The 14,480-nt window shown below is 65.2% G+C and carries 13 protein-coding genes and 1 pseudogene; 6 read left to right on the forward strand and 8 right to left on the reverse strand.

Translation table 11 applies throughout. From position 1 onward, the window contains the following. Nucleotides 1-5: 5 nt before the first annotated feature. The 4 genes from QF031_RS01435 to QF031_RS01450 all read right to left on the reverse strand — a co-directional run bounded on the left by QF031_RS01435 (nt 6) and on the right by QF031_RS01450 (nt 4,975). Nucleotides 6-1,493, reverse strand: coding sequence for a cation:dicarboxylate symporter family transporter (locus QF031_RS01435; protein ID WP_307423100.1), 1,488 nt, complete (start codon nt 1,491-1,493; stop codon nt 6-8). 106 nt (nt 1,494-1,599) lie between these two features. Beyond that, entirely contained in the window at nt 1,600-2,184 is a 585-nt protein-coding gene (locus tag QF031_RS01440) for a dTMP kinase (RefSeq protein ID WP_307423103.1), read from the reverse strand. 156 nt (nt 2,185-2,340) lie between these two features. Next, nucleotides 2,341-3,846 carry an SLC13 family permease gene (locus QF031_RS01445; protein ID WP_370874464.1) on the reverse strand — a complete coding sequence of 502 codons (1,506 nt, stop codon included), beginning with the start codon at nt 3,844-3,846 and terminating at the stop codon, nt 2,341-2,343. Nucleotides 3,847-3,856: 10 nt separating this feature from the next. Further along, the gene (locus tag QF031_RS01450) at nt 3,857-4,975 is read right to left on the reverse strand and encodes a PrpF domain-containing protein (protein WP_307423105.1); all 1,119 of its coding nucleotides are present in this window, start codon (nt 4,973-4,975) and stop codon (nt 3,857-3,859) included. A 238-nt stretch (nt 4,976-5,213) separates the two neighbouring features. Between QF031_RS01450 and QF031_RS01455 the strand changes: the two genes are divergently transcribed. From QF031_RS01455 to QF031_RS01465, 3 genes are all read left to right on the forward strand, one after another. Further along, nucleotides 5,214-6,152 (forward strand): LysR family transcriptional regulator, encoded by a 939-nt coding sequence (locus QF031_RS01455; RefSeq protein ID WP_307423108.1) that lies wholly within the window; start codon nt 5,214-5,216, stop codon nt 6,150-6,152. 97 nt (nt 6,153-6,249) lie between these two features. Further along, nucleotides 6,250-6,525, forward strand: a complete 276-nt coding sequence (locus tag QF031_RS01460; protein ID WP_307423111.1) for a hypothetical protein — start codon at nt 6,250-6,252, stop codon at nt 6,523-6,525. A gap of 2 nt (nt 6,526-6,527) precedes the next feature. After that, complete coding sequence (locus tag QF031_RS01465) at nt 6,528-7,460, forward strand: threonine/serine dehydratase (protein ID WP_307423114.1); 933 nt, start codon at nt 6,528-6,530, stop codon at nt 7,458-7,460. A 57-nt stretch (nt 7,461-7,517) separates the two neighbouring features. Here the strand turns inward: QF031_RS01465 and QF031_RS01470 are convergent, their stop codons facing one another. Next, entirely contained in the window at nt 7,518-7,868 is a 351-nt protein-coding gene (locus QF031_RS01470; protein ID WP_307423116.1) for a hypothetical protein, read from the reverse strand. A 157-nt stretch (nt 7,869-8,025) separates the two neighbouring features. Between QF031_RS01470 and QF031_RS01475 the strand changes: the two genes are divergently transcribed. Further along, nucleotides 8,026-8,940: a hypothetical protein gene (locus tag QF031_RS01475; RefSeq protein ID WP_307423118.1), complete on the forward strand. Its 915-nt coding sequence runs from the start codon at nt 8,026-8,028 to the stop codon at nt 8,938-8,940. 72 nt (nt 8,941-9,012) lie between these two features. On the opposite strand, the gene QF031_RS01480 is transcribed toward QF031_RS01475, so the two are convergent. The 3 genes and pseudogenes from QF031_RS01480 to QF031_RS01490 all read right to left on the reverse strand — a co-directional run bounded on the left by QF031_RS01480 (nt 9,013) and on the right by QF031_RS01490 (nt 11,511). Beyond that, entirely contained in the window at nt 9,013-9,654 is a 642-nt protein-coding gene (locus QF031_RS01480) for an NADPH-dependent F420 reductase (RefSeq protein ID WP_307423120.1), read from the reverse strand. A 68-nt stretch (nt 9,655-9,722) separates the two neighbouring features. Continuing rightward, nucleotides 9,723-10,412 carry a YitT family protein gene (locus tag QF031_RS01485; RefSeq protein WP_370874465.1) on the reverse strand — a complete coding sequence of 230 codons (690 nt, stop codon included), beginning with the start codon at nt 10,410-10,412 and terminating at the stop codon, nt 9,723-9,725. Continuing rightward, nucleotides 10,409-11,511: pseudogene (locus QF031_RS01490) on the reverse strand (histidinol-phosphate transaminase). Before QF031_RS01490 ends, QF031_RS01485 begins: the two are co-directional and overlap by 4 nt. An 83-nt stretch (nt 11,512-11,594) precedes the next feature. Between QF031_RS01490 and QF031_RS01495 the strand changes: the two are divergent. Further along, nucleotides 11,595-12,074, forward strand: coding sequence for an Lrp/AsnC family transcriptional regulator (locus tag QF031_RS01495; protein ID WP_307423125.1), 480 nt, complete (start codon nt 11,595-11,597; stop codon nt 12,072-12,074). Nucleotides 12,075-12,405: 331 nt separating this feature from the next. After that, nucleotides 12,406-14,418, forward strand: coding sequence for a rhamnogalacturonan lyase (locus tag QF031_RS01500; RefSeq protein ID WP_370874466.1), 2,013 nt, complete (start codon nt 12,406-12,408; stop codon nt 14,416-14,418). Nucleotides 14,419-14,480: the final 62 nt, after the last annotated feature.

Genomic DNA, 14,480 nt, shown 5'->3' on the forward strand with positions numbered 1-14,480 from the left:
GCGGCCTATTTGGCTTTGCCGCCCAGCCCGGCGCTGGCACCGGCATCAACCGGAAGCTCGGCAACAACATCGCGGGCAGGTGCGCCGCTGAACCGGGGCGAGGGTTGTTGCCCCTCCGAGAGCCGCTGCAGTTCCTGGCCCTCAAAATCCTCTTCCTTGCCAAGCAGGATTGCAGAGTCATGGTTTGTGATTTCGCCCTTGAAGGCGCGCAGCATGACGCTGCGGTCGAACTGGCCCTCCCACTTGGAGACGATGAAGGTAGCGACGCAGTTGCCCAGCAGGTTGACCACCACGCGCATTGAGTCCATGAGCCGGTCGGCTCCGAGGAGAAGCGCGACGCCGGCGACCGGGAAGATGCCGAGGGCCGCCGCTGTGGCGGAAAGGGCCAGGAAGGACGAACCTGGGACGCCTGCCATGCCCTTGGATGTCAGCAGCAGCACTCCGAGCGCCGCCAGCTGCTGGCCGAGATCAAGGTGGTGGCCGAAGGCCTGGGCCAGGAACAGCAGTGAGATCGAAAGGTAGATCGCAGCGCCGTCGAGATTGAATGAGTAGCCGGTGGGGACCACGAGGCCAGTGGTGGCCCTGGAGCAGCCGGCGTTGGTCAGCTTGGTCATGATCCGGGGCATGACTGCTTCGGTTGACGCAGTGCCCAGGGCTAGAAGGAATTCCTCCCGGGTGTACTTGAGGAACTGCCAGAGCGGCACCCGGGCGAAACCCCATGCCACAACGAACAGCAGGCCGATGAACACCAGCGCCGCGCCGTAGCAGGCTGCGATCAGGACCGCGTAGGTGCTCAGGGTGTCCAGCCCGTACTGGCCGATGATGAATGCCATGGCTCCGAAGGCGCCGAGCGGGGCCACCTTCATGATCCAGGCCATGATCTTGAAGATCAGTTCCAGGACGGTTTCCATGACGTTGATGACCGGCAGGCACTTCTCGCGCCCGATCACCACGATTGCGGCACCGAAAAAGACGGAGAAGAAGAGGACCTGCAGGAGGCTATTGCTCGCGAATGCCCCGATGACGCTTGCGGGGATGATGTCGAGGATGAAGGACGCGGCATCTTTGGGGGCTGCGGAGCCGGTCTTAGCGTCCAGGTCAGCTTGGGACAGTGTGGACGGATCTATATTCAGGCCTGCACCGGGCTGGACGATGTTCCCCACGATCAGTCCAAAAACCAACGCAAACAGTGTTGCAACCGTGAAGTAAAGCAGGGCCTTAACCCCGACCCTTCCAACCGCCTTGACGTCGCCTACGGCTGAAATTCCGGTAACGATCACCAGGAAGATCAGCGGCGCGATGATCATCTTGATGAGTTTGATGAAGCCATCTCCGAGCGGCCTCAGTTGGGATCCGAGGTCCGGCCAGAAATGCCCGATGAGGACACCTGCCACGACGGCGATCAGAATCTGGAAGAAGAGCGACTTGTACAGCGGCTTCCTCTTCGCGGGCACCGAACTCGCCTTCAGTGCCTCAGGGTTGGGGATCTTCATTGACCTTGCCTATCAATTGGGAACAGCCCGTTTGCGGGGCTGTTTCCAAAGTAATCCTCGTCACATTATTCCGCAAGAGGAAAACCTATTTCCGCTATGCGGAACTCTAATGTGGGTTTGTGACTGATGCAGCCGCCAACCGCGTGTCCAACTCCGCCGCAACTTCTTCCGCGGTGCCGGACGCGGGTACATGAATAAAGCCCCCGAATTCCGGCAGTTCCCGGTACCCCCTGTCGAAAGCGGCAAGGTCATCGAGGCTCTCGGCATCCGTTCCGCGGGCAGCGACGCGCCGGTGCGCCTCGGTGGGTTCAAGGACGAAGTGGAAGATTGCGTCTGGTTGCGGCAGGCGGGTCAGCAGCCAGGGAAGGAAGCGCCCGCGCGGCAGCCCTTTTGCGTGCCGCAGTGCGAGCTGGCAGTGAAGGTGGCGGTCCATGACCACCAGTCCCTTGAACCGGCTGGCGCGCAGGTGTGAAAGCAGCACGTTGCCCACCCGGAAGATGGTTTCGACGGCGTCAGTCAGTCGGGCGGGCAGCCGCACTCCCAGCCTGGCAGAGGCCAGGGACATGACCCGCCTGCCTGCATGGTTGTTCACCAGCAAAGCCCGCCCGCCCCGGGCCCGCACCGAGGCAACCAGGGCGCGTGCCGCCGTCGACTTTCCCGAGCCGTCGATGCCCGTCAGCACAATGATCATCCGGCCTCCTCCCGCCGCTCGGTTTAACGCCGGAGGCAGGCCCAATGTCCCGGAAAAGGAACAAACGGCTAGGCAGGATGCGGGCGTCCTAACCGGGCAGACAACCAAGCGGCCCGCCAGCAGATGCTGACGGGCCGCCCGGTTATGAAAGAAGAACTACATGATGCCGGTGGGAACCAGCAGTGCCCAGGCCAGGGCCGGGGCCACCAGGACCACGCCGCCCGCGTAGAACATCAGCTGCTTGTAGACCCGCTGCCGGTCGTCCTCGCGGGCGTTGGCCACCACCAGGGCGCCGTCGGTGGAGAAGGGGGAGACGTCGACGACGGTGGCTGCGATGGCCAGTGCTGCAACGGTTCCGGAGGCGCTGAGCGAGCTCGTAGCCAGGAGGGGGCCGGCCAGCGGGATGAACGCGGTGAGCAGGGCGGTGGAGGAAGCGAAGGCCGAACCGACGCCGATCACGTAGCAGAGGACCAGTGCGATCAGCAGCGGGGCGCCCAGGGCAAGGGCCTGCTCGGCGAGGGTATCGATGACGCCCACGTGCTCCAGCAGGGAGACGTAGGTGATCATGCCGGCCACCAGGAGGACGGTGGACCAGGAAATTCCGCCGATGAAGGTCTTGTGCTCCTTGATGTTGATGAACGCCAGCAGCAGTCCGGCCGAGAGGGCCACGAAGCCGATGGGCAGGTGGAAGCCGAGGGTGGCCACCAGCATCACGGCGATCAGGACCAGGGTCAGGATCTGCTGGCCGTGCGGGCGTCCGGTGGCGGAGGTATCGATGTCCACGTGCTGGCCCGCAGCGCCGTCGCGCAGCTTGCCGATCAGGGCGAACAGGACGATCGTGAGCACCGAGAGGATGAGGTTCAGGGCGAAGCTGGCGATGAACAGGCCGCCCTGGGAAATGGGGAAATCGTTCTTCAGGGCGATGTCATGCACCAGCACGCCGGCAACGGACAGCGGGGAGAACCCACCGGCATGGGCGCCGTTGATGATGAACGCGCCCATGACCACGGGGTGGATCCGGGATTCGTAGGCGAATCCGATGGCTGCGGGAGCGAGCAGTGCGATGGCAGCAGGCGAGAACGTGCCCAGCGAGGTCAGTGCGGCGGCGATCAGGAAGAACACCCACGGCAGCAGCAGGGTCTTTCCGCGGACCATCCGTACGCAGCCCTTGACGATGATGTCGATGGTGCCGTTCCGCTGCGCCATGCTGAAGAAGTAGGTGACGCCGATGATGGTCAGGACGATGCTGGCCGGGAAGTCCGCCAGGATCTGCTTGTCCGACATCCCCAGCATGAAATAGCCGACGCCGAATGAGGCCACCAGCCCCATCACACCGATGTTCAGCGGCCATTTGGTGGCGACGACGAACATCACCACGAGGATCACCAGCGGGATGATCTGGACAGCAGTCATGGAAGGCTCCGGGCTCGGGGCGGCCGCCTGGTTGAACACGCCGCCGAACACGAGGGCAAGCACACCCAGGATGGCCACACCGGCCACCGTCCACAGCAGGATACGACGCCGGGAGGAAGTGCGCGCGGGGCGCTCCTTCCGCGTTTCCTTGGCAGGAGCCGTTTCCCGCGCAGGATCCACGCCGAGTTCCGCCTCTTTGATTGGAGCGTCTTTGGCCGGCGAGTCTTTGGTCAATGCAGTCTTAGTCATGATGGTCTCCTCAGAGGGTAGCGCCCGCGAGGGAGGCAGCTGCACCGCTGCCGGAAACCTCGGGGAGATGGATGATGGTGGTGGCGATGGTGCGGGCGGTGCGGTCGACGCCGACCAGCAGGCTTCCGCCGTGGTCCTCGCTCCACGTCTCAATCACCCCGGCCGGGGTGCGGAGGCGCAGCGTGGCGCCCACGGCGTCGCCGGTGATGGCATGAAGGACAGTTCCCGGCGTCCGGGCGGCCAGGGTCAGGGCGATGCTCCCGGTGATGGCCAGCGCGGGGTGCGGCTTGCCCATCGAAAGCATCATGACGCTCAGATCGCACCCGCCGTCGGTGGCAGTGGGAGGTCCGACGACGGCGAGCTTGGGAATGGCGCGGGCGGCACCGGCGGTGGTGGCCGCCAGCCCCATCCGCACTGCTGCCTGCCGGCGGATCTGCTCCAGGACGTCGAGCTGCTTCTCCACGGCGGCCTGCCAGCTCTCGTAGCTGGCCAGGTCCAGGCCCAGGTCAGCGGCCTGCACTATCACCACCGGGGCGCCGGCATCGACCATCGAGACGGTCCAGCCCGTCCCGCCTGCTGCAATGGTGTCGGTAGGAGCACCGGTGGGCAGAAGCGAGCCCGTGGTCTTCCCGGCAGGATCCTGGAACCCCAGCCCAACCTGGTATCCCGGGAAGGGAACGCCCGGCATGTGCGCCGCCGGAACGTCCGGCAGCTCACCTGATGGAGTGGCAACACGCTGGACGATGACCTGCCCGGTGTTGGTGTTGCGGGTAACCACCCGGGTTACATCGCCGTCGGGCAGTACCCAGCCTTTTTCAATGGCGTACAGGCCCACCACCGCTGAGCAGTTGCCGCAGTTGCTGCCCCAGTCCACGGCGGCTTCCTCGATGCCCACCTGGGCGAACGTGAATTCGATGTCCACGCCGTCGCCGGTGGGGCGGTGCAGGATCACTGCCTTACTGGTGGTGGAGGTGGCTCCGCCCACGCCGTCAATCTGCCGTGAATCGGGGCTCCCGAACAGCCGCGGCAACAGCACATCCAGCCCGGCGCCGCCTTCCTGAAGGTGCTCGGCTTCAAACACCCAGCACTTGCTGGTGCCGCCGCGCATCCATTCCGCTTCAAACCTCATTGTTGTCCCACATCTCCTCGTGCCTGATTTTCGTTTGGCGCCTGAAACGAGAATGAGCCAGCTCACAAATTAAGACAATGTTCAATAGTTGAAGAGGGATGTAGCATTGCTTCAATCGTTGAGGATTATGGCGATCCTGCACGGCTAACCGGGTAGTTAGGCTGCAGACATCCCGCAGGAAGACGGCGATTAGCGTCCTCCTTCAGCGCTTGAACAAAAACCGGAGAAGGAATAAGCGTTGCTTCACGATGAAGAAGACCATTTGTTCGACATCCGCCGTCTGGCCCTGCTGCTGGAGGTGGTGGAGCAGGGATCCATCACGGCCGCGGCGGAGCTCAAGATGTACAGTCCGTCGGCCGTGTCGCAGCAGCTCCGGAAGTTGGAGCAGGAGGTGGGACAGCCGCTGCTGAACCGACGTTCGCGTGGCGTGGTTCCCACCGAGGCTGGCCAGATGCTGGCAGGACACGCGCGCAAGATCGTCAGGCAGATGCAGGCAGCGCAATCTGACCTGAACCAGTTGGCAGGGCTCAACCGGGGCTCCCTGACGGTGGGGACGTTTCCCACGCTGGCAGGGTCTTTCCTGCCCATCGTCATCCGGGCCTTCAAGAAGCGCTATCCGGCCATCGGCCTGTCGCTGCGCAGTGCCCGCTTTGACGAACTCGTGGCGGACCTGGAATCGGGGGTCACCGGGCTGTGCCTGCTCTGGGACTACCCCTGGAATCCCTTCCACGACGACGCCATCCGGGTCACAGAGGTGTTCCAGGAGAGCACTGTGGTCCTGGTGGCCCGCGGCCACCGGCTCGCTGACCGGGAGCAGGTCAGCATGGAGGATCTGCGCAGCGAATCCTGGATCGTCCGCGCGGAGGCCCACCCAGTGGTTGAGGTACTGCAGCGGTCCGCCCATGACGCAGGCTTTGAGCCAGCCATCGCCTTCCAAGCCAATGACTACCAGGAGGCGCAGGCCATGGTCAGCGTGGGCATGGGAGTGGCGATGGTCCCCAAGACTGCCGTGGCGCTTCAGCACCCTGATGTCCGGGTGCTGAGCCTGGGCGAGGCCGCGCCGCTTCGCCGGGTATTGCTGGCCCAGCGGCAGGACAAGGTCTACGCCCCGGCGGAGGTCGCCTTTCACTCGACGCTGCTGGAAATCGCGCGGGAGCGGGCCGGAGACTACCTCTAGACCGTAGGCTGAGGGTCTGGCTGGGATCGCCCGGCCGAACATGCCAGTTTCAGAACAGGCACCGTTTCAGAGCAGTTCCCAGGTGAAAGGCAGGACCATGACCGTTTCCAGCGACGATCCCCAGAACACCGCAGACCTCCGCGGGCCAGGCGACCCGGACGAAGCTAAAAACGAGGGCAGGGACGAAGCCACAAAGGCACCCCAGTCCGGCCAGCACCTGGAACAGCCGGGCGCGCAAAACATCCGGGAGGAACAGCAGACCCATGCCGCCGGAACCGTGCCGGCCTCCTACGTGGGCGGTGAAGAAGCGGCCACGGAACCCGAGCCGGAAGACGCCCTCAAGGACCAGGGGACCTGGGACGACGAAGTCTAGGCATGATCAGCCACGCCGACATCGACCAGGCGGCACGCCGGACCGCGGGCCTCATCCGCAAAACGCCCCTGCTGCAGGCCGACCCCGGAGTATTCAACGGCCAGGTCTGGTTCAAATGCGAGTTCATGCAGCACACCGGAACGTTCAAGGCCTGGGGCGCCCTTAACCGCCTCCTGGCCAGCAAGGAGCGCGGGGAACTGCGGGCGGACGTGGGCATCGTGGTGGCCTCCGGCGGAAACGCCGGACTGGCCAACGCCTATGCCGCGAAACAGTTGGGCGTACCGGCCACCGTCTTCGTCCCGGAAGCCGCGCCAGCCGTCAAAGTGGCCAAACTGAAGGCCATCGGCGCCACCGTGGTCCAGGGCGGTGCGGAGTACGCGGCCGCCTACCAGGCCGCCGTGGCCCACTCGGAGGAAACCGGCGCGGTCTATTGCCACGCCTATGACCAGCCCGAAATCGCTGCCGGCGCCGGCACGGTGGGCTCGGAGCTGCTGGAACAGCTGCCGGACGTCGATACCGTCCTGGTGGCCGTGGGCGGTGGCGGGCTGATGGCGGGAGTGGCAGCCGCCGTCGAAGGCTCCGCCAAGGTGGTGGCCGTTGAACCCGAAGCGGCGCCCACCCTGCACGCTGCGCTCGCTGCGGGCGCACCGTTGGATGTGGCTGTATCCGGTGTTGCGGCGGACTCCCTGGGTGCCCGCCGCGTAGGTGGGATCGGCTTTTCCGTCGCGGTCCGCTGCGGCGTCGTCAGCGTCCTGGTAACGGACGAACAGATCGTTGCCGCACGTTCCGCACTATGGAACGACTACCGGATTGTGGTGGAGCATGGAGCGGCGGCCGCCTACGCAGCCCTGACGTCCGGTGCATATGTGCCGGCCGGGGATGAACGCGTTGCCGTTGTCCTGTGCGGCGCCAACACGGACCCGGCAACGCTCTAGGCAACGATCAAAGGGGCCGGCCACCTGGACTGGCAGCCGGCCCCTTCGCTAAGACGTCTAGCCGCCTGCCTGGCCGCAGAACTTGCTGTAGGTGCTGCCCGCTTCCTGGTAGCCGGACTGGAGATCGGCCAGCTTGTCCTTGTCCGGGTTCTCCTTGGCCTGCTCGTCCGTGTAGGCCAGGATCTGTGCCAGGGCGGGCTTGAGGTCGTCCGAGGCCACGGCGTGGATGGGGCGGATCTGGTTGGCGAGGTTGTTCATGCCCGTCTTGCCGGCGTTGTTGGCAGGGTTCGACACAACGGCCTGGATCCGCTCGCAGGTTTCAGCGGTGGTCAGTTGGTGAGTGGCGGTGCAGGCCGTGGCAGAAGCGACGAGGCCGGCGGCAAACAGGGCTGTGGCGAATTTCTTCATGGGTCCCTCGGTAGTGGTCAGAGGGTTCGATTGTAAGCAGATTGGGTAGCCCGATGCCTTCGGACGACCTCCACCCGGGCTTAAACTGGCAGCACCAATCGTGCGGAGCCTGCCGCAGGTGGGCCCCGTGCGCATCACGCCAGACTAAGGAATAAGCATGCGCCGAACAGTCCGCCGCCGCGCCGCAGCCGGCCTTATTGCCTCTGTTTCATTGCTCCTTGCCCCGGCACTTCCGGGGTGGTCGGCGCCGCCTTCAGGGGAGATAGTGCTCGACGGCGCCACCTCCGCCGAGGGCATCGCGGCCGGGGAGGGCAAGACTTTCTATGCAGGGGAACTCACCACCGGCGACATTTTCCGCGGCGATATCCGCGACAGTACCGCCACCCGCTTCATCGACGCTCCGGCCGGACGCGCCGCCGTCGGCATGAAGGCCGATCCCTGCCATGACCTGCTGTTCGTCGCCGGCGGAGGCACGGGCAAGGCCTTTGTCTACAACACCGACACCGGCAAGCCCGTTGCCGACTTCAACCTGGCCCCGGGGTTCATCAATGACGTCACGCTCACCAACGACGGTGCCTGGTTCACCAACTCGGCTGCCGCAGAGTTCTACTTCCTGCCCGTGGGAGAGGACGGCGAACTGGGCACGGTTGAGACGCTCAAACTGAGCGGGCCGGCCGCGGACCTCACGCCGGGCTTCAACCTCAATGGCATTGCCTCGGCTGACGACGGCCAAGTGCTGATTGTGGCGCACACAGCTGACAGCGCGGTGTACACGGTCAACCCTGAGACAGGGGAGAGCGCAGCCATCGACGGAGTCAGCGTTCCCTTCGTGGACGGCATCCTGGTGCGCGGCGACACCCTGTGGGCGGTCCAGAACCAGCTGAACCAAATAGCGCGCATCGATCTGTCCGGGGACCTGTCGTCCGGCACAGTGGAAGACACCATCAAGAGCGGCGCCTTCAACATCCCCACCACCGTGGCCCTGTTCGGGAACACGCTCGCGGCGGTGAACGCACAGTTCAACCAGCCGCCCAGCCCGTTCGAAGTGGTCCTGGTACGTGCCCGGAAGTGAGTACTTAGAGCAGGAACTGGCTGGCAGGGGTGACTGCCAGCCAGTTCCGTGGGGGCTGAAACCCAGCCGGAATCAGATGGTCCGGGGCGCCTTGGCCAGGTTGCCCTTCAGTTCCGCAGCGTTCTGCCGCTTCACGTAGGCCGGACGGTCCCGTTCCACGCGCCAGCTCTCGGAGAGCGGCCCGACGTTGACGGTGTCGAAACCGAATTCGTCGTAGAGGCGTGTCACCAGGTCGGCGGCTTCCGGAAAATCGCTGGCGGTGGCAAGGGCGCGGCGGTTGTCCGTGCCGGCCGGAGCCCCGTCAGTGGTGATGTCCTTGGCCATGATGTGGTTAAAGCCCTTGGCCACCTTGGACTGGGGGAGGTGGTCCTGCAGCATCCCGGAGGTGGTTGCTTCGCCGTTGTCCAGGGCGGGAATGTGGCCGTCCCGCTCCCAGTAGTAGTTGTTGGTGTCGATCACAATCTTGCCGGCCAGCGGCTCCACCGGAACGTCCTTGTAGTTCTTCAGCGGCACTGTGACCACGGCGAAATCGCCGGCGGCAGCCGCTTCCGCTGAGGTGGCTGCGCGGGCCTTCGGGCCAAGCTCGGCCACCAGGTCCTGGAGGGTTTCCGGCCCCCGGGAGTTGCTGATGACTACGTCGTAGCCGAGCTCCACTGCCTTCCGTGCAACCTGGCTTCCAATATGTCCTGCACCGATGATTCCGATTGTTGTCATATGGGCGGCAACACCGGCCCCTGCTTAGATATTTCACACGGTTGGGAAGTAAGAGGCCAGGCCGTGGCCTACTTTCCCGTGTACCGCCCGGGCCGGTGGTTCAGGGCGAGGACCAGGTTCAGGAGGGTGGCGCCGGCTGCGGACAGCAGCACCATGAACGGAGTCACGAGGACGAGTGAGGCCAGCACGATGGCCACGTCCAGCACCATCTGCACGTACCCTGCCCGCCATTTCAGCTTCTCCTGCAGCAGCAAGGCCAGGATGTTGAAGCCTCCCAGGCTCGATTGGTGCCGGAACAGGATCAGCAGCCCGACGCCGGCCAGCAGGTTTCCGCCCAGCACGCCATATGCCGGGTCGATGTGCAGTGGCCCCAGGGCCGCCGGATGAAGGCTGGCCATCAGCGATACCAAGGCGACCGCCGCACCCGTGCGCAGGGCGAAGTTCCACCCCTTCTTCCACACCGCCAGCGCGAAGAACGGCAGGTTGACCGAGAAGAAGATGACGCCGAACGGCAGCGCCACCGAATAGCTCAGCAGCAGCGCCAGCCCGGCGGTACCGCCCGTCACCGCCCCGCTCGCCTTGAGCAGGAACAGCCCCAGTGATGCGGCGAAGGTGCCGGTCAGGATTCCCAGGACATCCTCAACCGGGGAGTGACGGGCGGCCGACGGCGGCGCGGAACCTCCCGCCGTCGGCTCTTCCCTGTGCCGCGCCGGGGCAGCGGTGGTTGCGTCAGCGGGTACTTCCGTGGAGGTGCTCACCGGGCCGCAAACCTTTCCCGATTGGCCAGGACCGCGAGCACGCGGTCATTGGTGACCGGATCCGCCAGGGTGATCCGAACACCGTCAACGGCATAGCCGCGGGCAAGGATGTCGGCCTGGGACAACGCTGCGAGGAGTTGTTCCCGCAACTCGTCGGAGGCGCGGAGCCAGTAGAAGTTGGCCTGGCTGTCCGGCACATCCAGCCACAGCGGCGAAGGGCCCCGATCACCCGTGCCCGTTCCTGCGCCACCACCTCGGTCCGCTCCAGGATCTCGTCCCCGGCAGCCAGCGAGGCAACCGCAGCGGCCTGCGCCATCCGGTTCACGCCGAACGGAATGGCGGTCCGGCGGAGACCCTCCGCAATGTCCGGGCGGGCGATCGCATAGCCGATCCGCAGGCCTGCCAGCCCGTACGCCTTCGAGAAGGTCCGCAGGATGCAGAGGTTGGGGTACCGTCGGTAGAAATCCAGCGAGTCCAGGCCGGGCCCGCGCTGGAACTCGACGTAGGCCTCATCCAGCACCACCAGCACCCGCGGGGGCACGGACTGCAGGAACTCTTCCAGTGCCTGCGGGCTGATGGACACGCCGGTGGGGTTGTTCGGCGAGCAAAGGATCACCAGCCGGGTGCGCCCGGTGACGGCAGCCGCCATGGCCTGAAGATCGTGGTGCTCGCTGGCCAACAGCGGCACGGGGACCGAAAGGGCGCCGGCCACCGCCACCAGGATGGGGTAGGCCTCAAAGGACCGCCAGGCGTACACCACTTCGTCGCCGTGCCCGCAGACGGCGGAGATGATCTGCTGCAGTACGCCGGAGCTTCCGGGGCCGGCGGCAATCTCATCGGCGCTGACCCCGATGTGCCGGGCGATGGCCTCCCTTGCCTCCACCGCACCCATGCTGGGATACCGGTGGATCCTGCCGGTCTCGGCGGCGATCGCGTCCACGACGGACGGCAGGGGAGTGAAGTGGCTTTCGTTAGAGGCCAGCGCAGCGGTCAGCTCCGACTGCGCGCTCTTGCCGGCCACGTAGGCGGGGAGTAGGGCGACGGCGGCGCGGACCTCGGGTGCCGCGGCTTCGGGAAGGGTGCTGGTCATGGACAGCATGGTGCGGTAATTCAGGACGTCTGCGCAACAGAGACGGACCGAGCAGGACAGATCCCGCTGCTCCAGGGCTTTCCAGTGGCAAAATGCTCACTATGCACCTTATTGACGCGCTGGACGCAGAGATCCTCCTCACACTCGACCGGGACCCGCAGGCAACCGTCCTGTCCCTCTCAAGGACGTTGGGCGTGGCCCGCAATACCGTGCACGCCCGGCTCCGCCGCCTGGCCAGCGACGGGAGCCTGGCCCCCTTCAGTCAGCGGGTACGGACGGAGGCGCTGGGCCTGCCGCTCATTGCCTTCATCTCGATTTCCATCAGCCAGTCCTCCAGCGACCTTGCCGTGGCGGCGCTGCAAACCATCCCGGAAATCATCGAAATGCATGCCACCACCGGGGACGCCGACCTAATGGCCAAGGTGGCCGCGAGGGACCCGGCCGACCTGCACCGTATTACCAACGCGATGCTGGCGATTGACGGCGTCGTCCGGACCAGCACTGCCATGTCCCTGGTGGAAGTGATGCCCGCCCGCACGGTGCCGCTGCTTCAGGCAGCCGCGCGGAAGTAGCGGCCCTTAGCAGCCGGGCCCGCCCCTGCTCACCTATGACGGGTTCTCCTGGGACGCCGCGAAAGGTGAGCGGGCGTGCGGGAAATGGGGGTCAAAGGTGAGCGGGCGTCGGATGTGCAGAAGCAATCGTAATAGAACAAATTCTCCCAATAACTTCCTGTCAAACTCTTGACCGCGTTTGTCAGGCACTGATAAACCTGAAGGGCAGAAAGCGTTTCCTCGTAGCCCGCACCCCTCACATCACTCGCGAAGGGTGTGTAGCCCGCTACTAATGAAACGTTCCAAAACCAGCTGCAGACTCAGCTGCCGCTGCATCAAAGGAGATGTTCTTTTGGCAAAACCCTCAATGTGTTCCCCGAAAACCCCGGCAGGAAGGGCATGGAAAGCGGCTCCCGCTGCAGCAGCGGCGACCCTCACCGCGGCTGCCCTGGCTTTCACCGCAGTCCCGTTCGCTGCCGCTGATCCCGGTGCCGGCAGCCCTGCCGCCCCGGCCGGCACCGCAAAATCGGGCCTTTCGCGGCAGGTGGAGAACCTGGACCGCGCCCCCGTTGCCGTCCTGACCGACCAGGGCGTCACCCTCGGATGGCGGATGCTGGGCCTGGACAAGGACAGCGTCGGCTTCCAGGTCCTCCGCGACGGCGTCATCATCACCGGCGAGCCCATCCGGGACACCACCACCTATGTGGACCCGGAAGGCACGGCCGACTCCAAGTACGTCATCAAGACCGTGGGCAACGGCAACGGGCAGGACAAGCTCAGCGCGGAGTTCAGCCCGCTGGCGCAGAACTACCTGCCCATCAAGCTGGACAAGCCGGCCGACGGCGTCAGCAAGGACGGAAAGCCCTACACCTACAGTGCCAATGACTCGAGCGTTGCGGACCTGGACGGCGACGGCGCCTACGAGATCATCCAGCTCTGGAACCCGTCCAACGCCCAGGACAACTCCAAGTCCGGCTACACCGGCAACGTGTACGTCGACGCGTACAAGATGGACGGCACCAAGCTGTGGCGGATCGACCTGGGCCGCAACATCCGCGCCGGTGCCCACTACACCCAGATGCTGGCGTATGACTTTGACGGCGACGGCAAGGCCGAAGTGGCGTTCAAGACCGCGGACGGCACCACCGACAATGCGGGCACGGTCATTGGTGACCCCGCTGCCGATTACCGCAGCAGTGCCGGGTACATCCTGTCCGGTCCCGAGTACCTCACGGTGTTCAACGGTGCCAGCGGCACCATCATGGATACTGTTCCCTACGATCCGCCGCGCGGCAGTGTTGCTGCCTGGGGTGACAACTACGGCAACCGCGTGGACCGTTTCCTGGCCGGCGTGGCGTACCTGGACGGTGAACACCCGTCCATGATGTTCAGCCGCGGCTACTACACCCGCACAGTGCTGGTCACCTATGACCTGGTGAACGGCAAGCTGGTCAAGCGCTGGAAGTTCGACTCCGACGTGGCCGGAGCCGAGTACAAGGGCCAGGGCAATCACAACCTGTCCGTGGCGGACGTGGACCAGGACGGCAAGGACGAGTTCGTCTTCGGCTCCATGACCATCGACGATGACGGCACGCCGCTGTACAACACCAAGCTGGGGCACGGTGACGCCATCCATACCGGCGACCTGGACCCTTCGCGCCCCGGCCTGGAGACCTTCGCCGTGCACGAGAGCATGAGCCAGAGCGGCAACCGCGGAGCCACCTTCCGGGACGCCGCCACCGGTGAAGTGCTGTGGAGCATCCCCGCCGTCAAGGACACCGGCCGCGGCGCCACCGGGGACATTGACCCCCGGTTCCCCGGCTCCGAAAGCTGGGCCGTGGGCGGCGACGCCGCCTGGAATTCGCCGGTCGGCTACCTGATGTCTGCCAAGGGCGAGCGGATCGCGGACAAGATCCCCGCCGCCAACTTCATGGCCTGGTGGGACGGCGACCTGCTGCGGGAAATCGTTGACCACGACTTCGACGCCGCCGCACAGGTGGGCGTTCCCACCATCTCCAAGTGGAATTGGGAAACAGAAACCAGCGACAGGCTGCTGACCGCCACCGGCGCCCGCACCAATAACGGCACCAAGGGCAATCCGTCACTGCAGGCGGACCTGCTGGGTGACTGGCGCGAGGAACTGGTCTTCCCGTCCTCGGACAGCACCGAACTGAGGATCTACACCAGCACCTCGCCCACCGAAATCCGGCTGCGCACCTTGATGCACGATTCGATGTACCGCACCGCGGTGGCCCGCGAGACCGTAGGTTACAACCAGCCGCCGCATCCGAGCTTCTTCATCGGCGAGGGCATGGAGACCCCTGCGATGCCGGCTGTCTTCTACGCAGGCAGCAAGACCAAGTAAGCCTGCTCCGGACAGCAAAGCGCCGCCCGCCTTGGGGGAAGGCGGGCGGCGCTTGCTTTGGG

Source organism: Pseudarthrobacter defluvii, from assembly GCF_030816725.1.
GTDB classification, from domain to species: domain Bacteria; phylum Actinomycetota; class Actinomycetes; order Actinomycetales; family Micrococcaceae; genus Arthrobacter; species Arthrobacter defluvii_A.

What these genes read in the sequence shown, in the direction of transcription:
- QF031_RS01435 (WP_307423100.1), bottom strand. Translation starts at nt 1,493, where the DNA reads ATGAAGATCCCCAACCCTGAGGCACTGAAGGCGAGTTCGGTGCCCGCG.
- QF031_RS01440 (WP_307423103.1), bottom strand. Translation starts at nt 2,184, where the DNA reads ATGATCATTGTGCTGACGGGCATCGACGGCTCGGGAAAGTCGACGGCG.
- QF031_RS01445 (WP_370874464.1), bottom strand. Translation starts at nt 3,846, where the DNA reads ATGACTAAGACTGCATTGACCAAAGACTCGCCGGCCAAAGACGCTCCA.
- QF031_RS01450 (WP_307423105.1), bottom strand. Translation starts at nt 4,975, where the DNA reads ATGAGGTTTGAAGCGGAATGGATGCGCGGCGGCACCAGCAAGTGCTGG.
- QF031_RS01460 (WP_307423111.1), top strand. Translation starts at nt 6,250, where the DNA reads ATGACCGTTTCCAGCGACGATCCCCAGAACACCGCAGACCTCCGCGGG.
- QF031_RS01465 (WP_307423114.1), top strand. Translation starts at nt 6,528, where the DNA reads ATGATCAGCCACGCCGACATCGACCAGGCGGCACGCCGGACCGCGGGC.
- QF031_RS01470 (WP_307423116.1), bottom strand. Translation starts at nt 7,868, where the DNA reads ATGAAGAAATTCGCCACAGCCCTGTTTGCCGCCGGCCTCGTCGCTTCT.
- QF031_RS01475 (WP_307423118.1), top strand. Translation starts at nt 8,026, where the DNA reads ATGCGCCGAACAGTCCGCCGCCGCGCCGCAGCCGGCCTTATTGCCTCT.
- QF031_RS01480 (WP_307423120.1), bottom strand. Translation starts at nt 9,654, where the DNA reads ATGACAACAATCGGAATCATCGGTGCAGGACATATTGGAAGCCAGGTT.
- QF031_RS01495 (WP_307423125.1), top strand. Translation starts at nt 11,595, where the DNA reads ATGCTCACTATGCACCTTATTGACGCGCTGGACGCAGAGATCCTCCTC.